General features: G+C 38.7%; 9 protein-coding genes and 1 tRNA gene. 7 read left to right on the top strand and 3 right to left on the bottom strand.

Features of this window, described 5'->3' with window-relative positions; all coding sequences use genetic code 11:
- Positions 1–73 precede the first annotated feature (73 nt).
- On the bottom strand, positions 74–1,039 hold the full coding sequence (rluD, locus tag A4A70_RS00835) for a 23S rRNA pseudouridine(1911/1915/1917) synthase RluD (RefSeq protein WP_067567617.1): 966 nt from the start codon (positions 1,037–1,039) through the stop codon (positions 74–76).
- A 129-nt stretch (positions 1,040–1,168) separates the two neighbouring features.
- Here rluD and bamD point away from each other — a divergent pair, with 129 nt between their 5' ends.
- The 6 genes from bamD to hisIE all read left to right on the top strand — a co-directional run bounded on the left by bamD (position 1,169) and on the right by hisIE (position 6,906).
- Positions 1,169–1,879 carry an outer membrane protein assembly factor BamD gene (gene bamD / locus A4A70_RS00830; protein WP_067567615.1) on the top strand — a complete coding sequence of 237 codons (711 nt, stop codon included), beginning with the start codon at positions 1,169–1,171 and terminating at the stop codon, positions 1,877–1,879.
- Between the two features lie 231 nt (positions 1,880–2,110).
- A tRNA-Ser gene (locus A4A70_RS00825) sits at positions 2,111–2,197 on the top strand.
- An 841-nt stretch (positions 2,198–3,038) separates the two neighbouring features.
- Entirely contained in the window at positions 3,039–3,938 is a 900-nt protein-coding gene (hisG, locus tag A4A70_RS00820) for an ATP phosphoribosyltransferase (RefSeq protein WP_067567612.1), read from the top strand.
- Between the two features lie 264 nt (positions 3,939–4,202).
- Positions 4,203–5,261, top strand: a complete 1,059-nt coding sequence (gene hisB / locus A4A70_RS00815; RefSeq protein ID WP_067567609.1) for a bifunctional histidinol-phosphatase/imidazoleglycerol-phosphate dehydratase HisB — start codon at positions 4,203–4,205, stop codon at positions 5,259–5,261.
- A 247-nt stretch (positions 5,262–5,508) separates the two neighbouring features.
- Positions 5,509–6,249 carry a 1-(5-phosphoribosyl)-5-[(5-phosphoribosylamino)methylideneamino]imidazole-4-carboxamide isomerase gene (gene hisA / locus A4A70_RS00810; protein ID WP_067567607.1) on the top strand — a complete coding sequence of 247 codons (741 nt, stop codon included), beginning with the start codon at positions 5,509–5,511 and terminating at the stop codon, positions 6,247–6,249.
- A gap of 36 nt (positions 6,250–6,285) precedes the next feature.
- Entirely contained in the window at positions 6,286–6,906 is a 621-nt protein-coding gene (gene hisIE / locus A4A70_RS00805; protein ID WP_067567604.1) for a bifunctional phosphoribosyl-AMP cyclohydrolase/phosphoribosyl-ATP diphosphatase HisIE, read from the top strand.
- Positions 6,907–6,986: 80 nt separating this feature from the next.
- On the opposite strand, the gene pmbA is transcribed toward hisIE, so the two are convergent.
- Both pmbA and argG read right to left on the bottom strand, forming a co-directional pair.
- Positions 6,987–8,351, bottom strand: a complete 1,365-nt coding sequence (pmbA, locus tag A4A70_RS00800) for a metalloprotease PmbA (protein WP_067568255.1) — start codon at positions 8,349–8,351, stop codon at positions 6,987–6,989.
- A gap of 151 nt (positions 8,352–8,502) precedes the next feature.
- Positions 8,503–9,837 carry an argininosuccinate synthase gene (gene argG, locus A4A70_RS00795; RefSeq protein ID WP_067567601.1) on the bottom strand — a complete coding sequence of 445 codons (1,335 nt, stop codon included), beginning with the start codon at positions 9,835–9,837 and terminating at the stop codon, positions 8,503–8,505.
- A gap of 970 nt (positions 9,838–10,807) precedes the next feature.
- On the opposite strand from argG, the gene A4A70_RS00790 reads away from it, so the two are divergent.
- Positions 10,808–11,542, top strand: a complete 735-nt coding sequence (locus A4A70_RS00790) for a 1-acylglycerol-3-phosphate O-acyltransferase (RefSeq protein WP_067567599.1) — start codon at positions 10,808–10,810, stop codon at positions 11,540–11,542.
- Positions 11,543–11,658 lie beyond the last annotated feature (116 nt).

The raw sequence follows: 11,658 nt of genomic DNA, 5'->3' as shown, positions 1-11,658 counted from the left end.
AAGATTATTAATTTATAATTATTACTTTCATGAAAAGTAGGATAAGTTAGTTTACAAACAATAGATCTAATATCTAATTTTTAAACTTTTTATTTTCTATCTGTAACGCTTCTAATAGTATCACCATATCTTCCGGTAACGGTGCCTGCCATTCCATTTCGATAGAAGTAATAGGATGATAAAACCTCAAAAAAATTGCATGTAGTGCTTGTCTATTAAAACAGCGTAATACTGTGTTAAGCTTTTCAGAAGCGCCTTTCTGCGGCCGAAAGCGGCCGCAGTACAGCGGATCACCCACCAATGGGTGGTGAATATGGGCCATATGCACACGAATTTGGTGTAGACGACCAGTTTCTAAACGAAGACGAAGTAGAGTATGAGCACGGTAATGTGCTATAATACGATAGTGTGTTATAGCTGGCTTCCCCATGGGATGTACTGACATATGGGTGCGCTTGGTTGCATGGCGGGCTATCGGCTGTTCCACGGTACCGCCGGAGATCATCGTACCAACAGATACGGCTTCATATTCTCTTGTAATTTCTCGTGCCTGCAGAGATTTTACTAGGCAAATTTGTGCCTGTACTGTTTTTGCTACTACCATTAAACCGGTAGTATCTTTATCCAGCCGATGAACAATACCTGCACGCGGAACCTCAAGAATAGGAGGATAATAATGCAGTAACGCATTTAGCAAAGTGCCATCAGCATTACCTGCACCAGGATGTACCACTAAACCAGGTGGTTTATTAAGAACGATAATATCGTCGTCTTCATAAACAATATTTAGATGAATATCTTGCGCTACATAACAAGATTTATCTTTAATAAGAATTTTTATTTCAATGAGTTCTCCACCAAATAATATTTTTTTAGGCACTGTTTTGACCAGTCCATTTACCTTTACGAGACCGTCAATAATCCAGGCTTTTATCTGCGATCTTGAATAATTAGGAAACAATTTAGCCAAAGCTTGATCTAAACGTTGGCCTAATTGTGCATGATTTACCGTTTTTTTAACGTATCGATATTGTATCATCGTAATAAAGTATGATTTAATTTAATTATTTTATAATGTGGCTATGCATAATAGCATATGCCATACTAGCTAGTAGTATCCGTAAGTATAAAGTATTAATGGATCGTTCCTCAACGATGAGCAAAAATCATGATATGTATTGAATATCTGATAGTAGCAGTCGCACTAAGTGCGATACTAGTTGGTTGTTCTAACAATAAAAATAATAACAACCCCGAGATCCATGTATCCGCGCAGCAGAAAATGCATGATAATTATCATAGTGCTATTAAAGAACTGGAGGCTCTAGATAACAAATACCCGTTTAGCAAGCAGCAAGTTCAGCTTAATTTGATATACGCGTATTATAAATTGATAGATTTACCGATGGCACAGACGGTCATCGACCGTTTTTTACTGCTTAATCCTATAAATCCAAACGTTGACTACGTGCTTTATATGCGTGGACTGACTAACATGGCGCGGGATGATAATCCCATGCATAGATTTTTTGGTGTGGATCGTTCTGATCGCAATCCTGAATATGCTCGCGTGGCGTTTCGCGATTTTATGCAGCTGATCCGAGGATATCCGAACAGTAAGTATGCTATGGATGCAACCATACGTCTGGTTTGTTTAAAAAATCGTCTGGCCCGATACGAGCTCTCGGTGGTGAAGTATTACAATAAACGCAGCGCTTATGTTGCGGTAGCTAATCGCGTCGAGCAAATGCTACATAGTTTTCCTGATACACAAGCAACTAAGCAAGCACTTCCATATATGGAAAAAGCTTACCGAGAGCTGCAGCTAAGCGGTCAAGCAGACAAAATAGCAAGAATAATTGCAGCTAATCCAGCCTGATAGATAGTTTAAATTATGTACTACTTTTTTTAAAGTTTTATCGATACTATTAACCGCATAACAACGCGTTAAAGATGAGTATAGCGCTATAAAGTTATTTATTAAATAGAAAATATGGCTATCGAGAACAAGCTACTAAAGCTGAAGTTTATTTATCTAACGTATAGCCCAACTATACTCTACTTCTAAGAGTGCTCGATAGGTCGTCACTAGAATCTAAATATTAGAATAGGAGAGGTGCCGGAGTGGCTGAACGGGACGGTTTCGAAAACCGTTAAGGGAGCAATCCCTTCCAGGGTTCAAATCCCTGTCTCTCCGTAATTAATTTAGCTATATTAACCTTTCTTAGCCATATAAACTTGTATAATCGCGATAAAGTAAAAGTATAAGTTTTTTCTTAACAGTAGATCCTAACAGTCTATCTATTATAGATCTTCAGCTATAATGGAAGTAGTATTTGGTTTTTCGTAGTTAATCTGCTTAACCTGAGGATCGTTATTGAGATGTTACTAGCTCATGTTTCCAAAACTTTTGGTCCTACTCTAGATTGTCCAGCTAGCTCAGTTAGCAGTTATCCCTGCCAACATTAGTACATTTAACCCTTATAGTAGACCAGAGTTTTTTCGCCCTACCAATGCTTCGCTTCGAGAAGCAGAAGCCGTTTTGTTGATAAACGGGATTACTCCATAGCAAGATCTGTTAAAGCTAAAGCTTATATGCTGTAAAGCACTTAATTGGTCTCCCACTAGCGTGTCAAGTTAATCTGATAGTATTTTATATTATTGTTAGATGCTGCTTATACTAGCTACTTCCATGTTTAAGTAATGATAACTTACGCATACAAAATATCTAGTCTACCTAACTCTACAATAACTAGTTTTTTTTTAGTTAGATAGTTTTTTTGTTTTAAACAGCTACACTAATAGCCAGTATAAAAGTGTTGCACTATGTAATAAACAGAATTAATTTGAACTTATTAGTCAATGACATATTAGTAACGCGATATATTGCAAATAAGAAGCTACGGATAATAATCCTCCTAACTTAAGCATGATCAACATCACTAATTATTTCAGGCTATGTGCCTAAATGAGCAACGCAAAAACTTTAGAAAAAAATTTTACTTCCATACAGTTATGCAATTCTTGCAGAGGATAAAATGTTAGAAAAATCACGGCTACGGATAGCAATGCAAAAATCGGGACGGTTAAGTAAAGAATCACAGCAGTTACTAGAGCAGTGCGGTATTAAAATTAATCTACAACAGCAGCGCTTGTTAGCATTTGCTGAAAACATTCCTCTTGATATTATGCGCGTACGCGATAATGATATTCCAGGCTTAGTCATGGACGGCGTGGTTGAGCTTGGTATCATCGGAGAGAACGTACTAGAAGAAGAACTACTGAAACGTCGCACACAAGGAGAAGATCCACATTACTTAATGCTACGCCGATTAGATTTCGGCGGCTGCCGTCTATCGATAGCTCTACCATTGGACGAACTATGGACTGGCCCAGAATGTCTGTATGGTAAACGTATCGCTACCTCTTATCCACACCTGCTAAAACAATATCTTGACAAATTTAGTGTTATATTTAAATCCTGTTTACTTACCGGTTCGGTAGAAGTTGCACCACGCGCTGGCCTAGCAGACGCTATTTGTGATTTGGTTTCAACCGGGTCTACCCTAGAAGCCAACGGGTTAAAAGAAGTGGAAGTAATTTATCGTTCTAAAGCCTGTCTTATTCAGAGCGATGGTAAGTTATCGGTAGATAAGCAATCTTTAGTGAATAAATTACTTATTCGCATACAAGGGGTAACTCAAGCACGCGAATCTAAATACATCATGATGCACGCACCTACCGAGCGTCTGGATCAGATTATTAGTTTGTTACCTGGGGCAGAACGTCCAACGGTACTGCCTCTTGCCGGCAATCAAAATCGGGTAGCGCTGCATATGGTCAGCAGCGAAACCCTGTTTTGGGAAACCATGGAAAACCTAAAGGCTCTAGGTGCCAGTTCTATTCTGGTGCTACCGATTGAAAAGATGATGGAATGATAATAACTTGATGTAATCAAGCAAGAATTTTTTTTTAAAAAAAATTCCTTCATACATAAGGCAATTTATGTTAAGCGACTACTGGGTGCCACTCTTTTAAAAGGCTCTGATGTTAGCAACGCTAGAGCTTATTGCAGGCTACAAGTTAAGGGTCAGCTTGTGATGACGCGCTCACTTACTGCGATCACTTTTATCATTAAAAACTATCTCTAAAGTTAGGTTAAAAAAAAGATTTTTTCTGGACAATGGCAGCAAGGATCTAACATGAAACATAAAGTATTGTTTATTAATCGTGACGGTACGTTGATTCGCCTACCGCCAACTGATGATAAGAGCGATAGTATGGAGACTCTAGCTATGGAGCCTGACGTTATCCCTACGCTGCTGGCGCTAAAAAAAGCTGGCTTCAGCCTAGTGATGATCATAACCCAAGATAATCATAGCACCAACAGTTTGCTACCAGCAGATTTTAATAGACTGCACAATCTATTGATGAATATCTTTATATCTCAAGGTATCGTTTTTGATGATGTGCTGATATTTCCACATCTTATAGCAGACTACTGCGGCTGTCACAATACGATGATCATGCAATGGTTACAGGTTAGGAAGCTAGATATTACTCATAGCTATGTAATCAGCGACAAAAAAATTGATATAATGCCCTCTGAAAATGTGAGGATCGCCTGCTTGCATTATCAGCGCGAAAATCTTAATTGGCAGACTATTGGTGAGCAACTCACCTGCCGGGACCGTTACGCGCAGGTCAATCGTATCACGCGTGAAACTGACATTAACGTAGAAGTTTGGCTCGATAGAGAAGGGAATAGTTTTATTAAAACCGGTATCAGCTTTTTTGATCATATGCTGAATCAAATTGCAACTCACGGCGGTTTACGCCTTCATATCCGCGTGCAGGGGGATCTACATATAGACGATCACCATACGGTAGAAGACACCGCACTGGCTCTTGGCGAAGCGATTAAGAACGCGCTAGGGGATAAACACGGCATTGGTCGTTTTGGTTTTGTTCTACCGATGGACGAATGCCTGGCACGTTGTGCGCTAGATATCTCTGGACGGCCACATTTAGAATATAAGGCAAAATATAGCTATCATCGTGTCGGTGATCTCAGTACAGAAATGGTTGAACACTTTTTCCGTTCTCTCTCTTATACTATGGCCTGTACGCTGCATTTAAGCACCAAGGGCAAAAATGACCATCACAGGGTAGAAAGCTTATTCAAAGCCTTTGGCCGCACGCTACGCCAAGCTATCAGCGTTGAAGGTGATGCTTTGCCTAGTTCGAAAGGAGTGCTATGATAAACATAGCTGTCTTTAATACCAACGGCGCCAACTGATTTTCTATGAGTCATAGTAACCGCTTAAACAGTTGTGCGAAAATAAACTATATTTATTACCGAGGCTAAGTTAATTATAAGTATAATCGCTAGCTTGCTCAGTTTACCTACCATGCTACTAGTAGGGTAAAAGATCAATGACTTTAGCGCTTAATGTTATTATGATTGTTCAAGGATAATTGTTCCCAACCTTCTTGGAGATGTAATTATTGATTATACCTGCTTTAGATTTGATCGACGGAAATGTAGTGCGTTTGCACCAAGGCGACTATGGGACTAAACGCAGTTATGGTGACGATCCGCTGCCGCGTTTGAAGATGTATTTACGACAGGGTGCAACAGGATTGCATTTAGTTGATTTAACCGGAGCCCGCGATCCTGCATCACGTCAAATTAAGCTATTAACTCGTCTACTGGCCGGTGTTGCACCAGCGTTGGTGCAAATTGGCGGCGGTATCCGCAGCGCTGCAGAAGTAAAGGCGATGCTGGAGGCCGGGGCTACAAGAGTGGTCGTCGGATCTGCCGCTGTGCAGCAGCCGCAGGAAGTACAGCGCTGGTTTGAACGTTTCGGTCCCGACGCCTTGGTATTGGCCTTGGACGTGCGCATCGGCATTGATGGCGAACGACGTGTAGCCATTAATGGCTGGCAGCAGAATTCTATTGCAACGCTAGAACAAGTCATCAGTCAATATCGTAAACTAGGGCTCAAACATGTGTTATGTACCGACATCTCTCGTGATGGCACATTTACTGGAAGTAATGTGTCACTATATCGCGCGCTGTGCGATGATTGGCCCGATATTACATTCCAATCGTCTGGTGGTATTGGTAGTCTGTTAGATATCATCCGGCTGCGTCAAAGTGGAGTGCATAGCATTATTGTTGGCCGCGCGCTTTTAGAAAATAAATTTACCGTAGCAGAGGCGCTGGCATGTTATCAAAACGCATAATTTTTTACTAAAAAAACAAGGAGTAGAAATTAAATTATGTTAGTAGAACAACAATGGCAACAGCTAGATTGGCAAAAATCTAACGGTATTTTACCCGTAATTGTTCAACATGCAGTATCTGGCGAAGTCCTCATGCTAGGCTATATGAATTACAAGGCACTGCAGGTGACAGTTCAGTCCTGCCAGGTTACTTTTTTCTCGCGCAGCAAAAGACGCTTATGGACAAAGGGTGAAAGCTCAGGTTACGTGTTACGTGTAGTCAGTATTCATCCAGACTGCGATAAAGATACGCTGCTGATATTAGCAGAGCCTAAAGGACCGACTTGTCATACTGGCAACAGCAGTTGCTTCAGCCCCGCCACTAGCGATTGGGTATTTCTTTATAGCTTAGAAGCACTCATCAGCAGTCGAAAGGATGCCAATCCACATAATTCATACACTGCCAGCTTATATGCTAGCGGCACTAAACGCATTGCACAGAAAGTAGGTGAGGAGGGAATAGAAACTGCACTGGCCGCCACGGTTCAAGATAAATTTGAGCTGCTTAATGAAGCAGCAGATTTACTTTATCATCTGTTAGTTTTATTGCAGGACCAAGAGCTAAATTTGAGTCAGGTAATTGCTCAGCTACGCATACGTGAGAAAAGCAATAGTTAAAATATTTATTTTTTATACTATACAACAAGTAATAAATAATTAACACGTCCATTAACGTGGAGCAACTCCGTTTAGATTTTTTATCTGCCTGCAATAATCATTTCTTCAATTAGTAAAGAGCCGCATTGGATATTGCTACGCATCTCAGTATCATTTCCGATACTAACGATGTTGCGCAGCATATCTCGTAAATTTCCAGCGATGGTTATTTCACTGACCGGATATTGTATCACACCATTTTCCACCCAGAAACCAGAAGCACCCCGGGAATAGTTACCAGTTATCTCGTTGACTCCTTGCCCCATTAATTCTGTTACCACCAAACCGCGCTCCATTTTTTTTAGTAGACCATCAAAATCTACCGCCTGATGAGAGATATACCAGTTATGTATCCCATCGGCATTGCCGGTACTCTGTAAACCTAGTTTACGTGCTGCATAGCTGCCAAGTAGCCATGTATTGAGTACGCCATTTTGCACAATAATACGATCACAGGTTCTGACTCCTTCGCTATCGAAAGGGGAAGAAGCAAAGCCCTTGGGTAGGTGAGGATATTCATTGATTGATAGCCAGTCTGGTAAAATTACATGACCTAACTCATTGAGTAAAAAAGTAGATTTTTGATATACATTATTACCACTGATAGCTCTAACTAAATGACTAAACAAGCTAGTTGCCACCTCAGCGGCAAACAAAATTGCCGCTTTCATAGTAGGCAATTTACGTGGATTAAGATGTTTCATAGTACGGTGCGCGCATTCTTCTCCTACCCACTTCGGCGAACGTAAATCTTCAAAGGCTCGGCTGACAGTGTAGGCATAATTACGCTCCATATTGCCGCCGTTTTCTGCAATAACGCTGCAGGAGATGATATAGCTACTACTGCTATAGCTTTGCAACATACCGTAATTGTTACCGAACACGCGGTTACTAAAATGACTGCTAAAGCACCCCCCTCCAGTATTTGTGATGCATTTATCGCTACCTATTGCTGTCTGCTCTGCTTCAGCAGCTAGGGCAATGCCCTGTTTTACGTCTATTTTGGTTGGATGAAACAGGTCAAGATCCGGTGCCTTATACGCTAGTAGGTCTTTATCCGCAGGGCCTGATGCAGGATCTGGCGAGGTATAACGCGCGATATTCAGTGCGGCGTTAACGGTACTTGCGATAGCTTGAGGATTAAAATTAGTAGAAGAGGCACTACCTTTACGCTGCTGATCATAAACAGTAATATCCAGTGATCCATCGCTATTGAACTCAATATTTTCTACCTCACCGTAGCGTGTACTAATCCTGATACCAGTAGTTTTTGTTACTTCCACCTCTGCTGCTTCTGATCTAGTGCGTGCTAATTCCAACGTTTTAGCAACCACATTTTCTAGCAATGCGCGCTGTTGTTCAAATTTAGTAATTAAATTTAGAGTTTCATCATTATGATTATGCATAGAGTTCATTAACTAACATTAACTATCGAAAATGTTGAATTAAACAACACATGTTATTGACTTAAAACAAGCCATTGTAGCCGGTACTAAGAGTACCCTTTAGCAGGAAATTAAATGATTTCTATGGCTCAAGCTGGCTGTAAGGCCGTTTTTATTCTCTGTTAGAATACTCCAACTTCAGTAAACCACTGTCAGCGGTAGACAGTAAACCAGTACTGATGTAATTTATTAATTTAGCACGAGTATCAGTGATATCTAGATTGTGCATAGTCAATTGCCCGATACGGTCTTCAGGTAAGAACATAGAGTCTCCTTTTTCCATCGTCAAACGCTCAGCCATGTAAGTAAGATTTTCGGAAACTGTATTAAGAATAGAGTAATCATTACCGCGGCGTAGTTCTAGTGTAACCTCACCAGTAATTGTGCTGGCTACCCAACGCTGAGTGGCATCACGTAACATCAACGCTTGCGGATCGAACCATCGCCCCTGATATAAAAGCCTACCCAACTGGCGACCGTTGGTATAATATTGCTGAATAGTATCCTCATTATGTATGCCTGTTACCAGACGCTCATAGCAAATGTGCAGTAGTGCCATGCCCGGAGCTTCATAAATACCGCGACTTTTGGCCTCGATAATACGGTTTTCAATCTGATCGCTCATGCCTAGGCCATGTCTGCCACCAATTTCATTTGCCTCCAGCAGCAACGCTACATAATCGTTAAACCTCTGGCCGTTTATTTCTACCGGCAGACCACACTCAAATCGAATGGTAATTTCTTCAGCCGAAATACAGACGTTTTTGTCCCAGAATTTAATACCCATAATGGGGTTGACTATTTTTACGCTAGAGTTTAGATATTCCAGTTTTTTTCCTTCATGGGTAGCTCCAAGAATGTTAGAATCTGTAGAATAGGCTTTTTCTGCAGACATTTTATAATTAAAGCCGGCGTTAATCATAAATTGCGACATTTCCTGGCGTCCGCCAAGTTCATTGATGAAATTTGTATCCAGCCAAGGCTTATATATTTTCAATTCAGCGTTGGTTAAGAGACCATAACGATAAAAGCGTTCAATATCGTTACCTTTATAAGTACTACCGTCTCCCCAAATATGAACGTCGTCTTCTTTCATAGCAGCTACCAACATGGTACCGGTTACCGCGCGTCCAAGTGGAGTAGTATTAAAATAAGTTACTCCAGCAGTAGTATTATGAAACGCCCCGCATTGCAGCGCCGCTAAGCCTTCAGCTACTAACTGTTTACGGCAATCAATTAAACGGGCTTTTTGTGCACCATAATCTAATGCTTTCTGAGAAATAGCTTCATAATCCTCCTCATCCGGCTGTCCTAAATTTGCAGTATAAGCATAAGGCACAGCGCCTTTTTTACGCATCCATAGTAGCGCAGCACTGGTATCTAATCCTCCAGAAAAAGCAATACCCACGCGTTGATTAACAGGTAAATGTCTGAGAATAGTTTTCATTGATGTTAGCCCTTTTAAAAGTAAAAAAAATTAGTACAAGATACAATATCCAATTGTAACAATAGGATATCAAGTTTTTTTGTAGGTAAAAAGTTATTCTTTGAAGTTAATTAAATTTAATAAACAAATAATAATTACTTTTAACTATTTGTTTTTATTAATGTAAATTTTAAAATTTGTGATTTTTAACCTGAGTAGTAGGATAAATGATTAAATAGTTACAACTAATGACGGTTATTTAATAGATAACATTTTTATCTTTTTTCATAAATCACCAAAAAATACTTTTAATTAGTATAAAATATTTCTTATTATTTAAACCTTCGAGCATAATATAGTTATATATTAACTGCATTAACTAACATATTACAAAACTAATATCAATATATTATTTTAATTTAATTCTATTAAGTAATAGTTTTAATACTTAAAACAACTCATAATAGTGCTGAAAAGCTTTGTATTGTATAAATTTACTGGAAGCTGAACAAGCTAGTTATATTAGCGTCGTCAATAATAATTTTTACTATGGGCTGAGTATAAAGCGTTTTACTATTTGCTAGTACTTAGTAAATAAAACTATTAGGTAGTATTCTGACGTTTCTGTAGGTCGAAGTTATGCCATGGATCCAGCTAGTTTGCCGTTAGTATGTAGCAAATAAATACAAACTTCTAGTTAATTTAGATTACGGGTTATTCTGTAGCTTCAGTGATTTAGTAACGCATAAATTTAGTAACGCATAAAATAGGAACAAACAATAAAGTGCTGCTTACTAAGTTACAATAATATACTAAATTTATACCATTTTTAGTAAAATTAGTAAAATTAGACGACTGACTACTGAGATTACTAGTAAATAACTTAACTTACTGTTTTTCTTCAAAAACAAAGATTGAATTAGATTCAATCTATCTTTTTTTATAGATAAAACTTCGATTATAGATCGAATAAAGATCAACTGATTATAAAATGCTTATTATGATTCGTACTATTTTAGTGATAATTATATCTGTTATTATTTGTTTATTTGGCTTGGTTTATTGTTTATTTAGTCCGCGAAATCCCAGTCATGTCGCAACTTTTAGTCGATGGTTTAAACGTATGTCGCTGCTGTTTGGCATCAAGGTGGAAGTTCGCCGTCCAAAAAACTTGGTATTACCGCAACAATGTATTTATATCGCTAATCATCAAAATAATTATGATCTGATCACTGCCGCCTATGTAGTACCCCCGCGTACCGTTACAGTAGGAAAGAAAAGTCTACTTTGGATACCCTTGTTTGGTTTTTTGTACTGGGTTACCGGTAATATTCTTATTGATCGAAATAATAAAGTTCGTGCCCATAAGAAACTAACTGAAATTGTGCAGAATATTAAAAAACGTAATATTTCTCTTTGGATATTTCCAGAAGGGACGCGTAGCCGTGGTCGCGGTCTTTTACCGTTTAAAACGGGAGCATTTTATACAGCAATTGCTGCTGGCGTGCCTATCGTACCAATTTGTATTTCCAATACTTCTAATAAAATTAAACTTAATCGTTGGTCTAACGGTCTGGTTATTATTGAAATACTCCCACCAGTGATGACATATAGCTATAACCGAGACCAGGTAAGAATCTTAACTAAGTACTGTCATAATCTTATGAAAGAAAAATTAAATGAGCTGAATGTTGAAGTTACTATGCGGGAATTATTTGAGTATTAAAATTATATTATTTTATTTATATAATGTTATGATAAATTATAATTTATATTAATTACTTTATATAATATTTTTATTAAAATAGTTATATATATACCATTACCTTATTATTAGAATAA

Source organism: Candidatus Hoaglandella endobia (assembly GCF_900044015.1).
Taxonomy (GTDB): domain Bacteria; phylum Pseudomonadota; class Gammaproteobacteria; order Enterobacterales; family Enterobacteriaceae; genus Hoaglandella; species Hoaglandella endobia.
Note: the sequence above shows the minus strand (reverse complement) of the source record. Positions and strands in the feature narration are given on the sequence as shown.

Bases quoted from the DNA above. Each gene is read 5' to 3' on its own strand.
- rluD (WP_067567617.1), bottom strand. From the start codon at position 1,039: ATGATACAATATCGATACGTTAAAAAAACGGTAAATCATGCACAATTA.
- bamD (WP_067567615.1), top strand. From the start codon at position 1,169: ATGATATGTATTGAATATCTGATAGTAGCAGTCGCACTAAGTGCGATA.
- hisG (WP_067567612.1), top strand. From the start codon at position 3,039: ATGTTAGAAAAATCACGGCTACGGATAGCAATGCAAAAATCGGGACGG.
- hisB (WP_067567609.1), top strand. From the start codon at position 4,203: ATGAAACATAAAGTATTGTTTATTAATCGTGACGGTACGTTGATTCGC.
- hisIE (WP_067567604.1), top strand. From the start codon at position 6,286: ATGTTAGTAGAACAACAATGGCAACAGCTAGATTGGCAAAAATCTAAC.
- pmbA (WP_067568255.1), bottom strand. From the start codon at position 8,351: ATGCATAATCATAATGATGAAACTCTAAATTTAATTACTAAATTTGAA.
- argG (WP_067567601.1), bottom strand. From the start codon at position 9,837: ATGAAAACTATTCTCAGACATTTACCTGTTAATCAACGCGTGGGTATT.
- A4A70_RS00790 (WP_067567599.1), top strand. From the start codon at position 10,808: ATGCTTATTATGATTCGTACTATTTTAGTGATAATTATATCTGTTATT.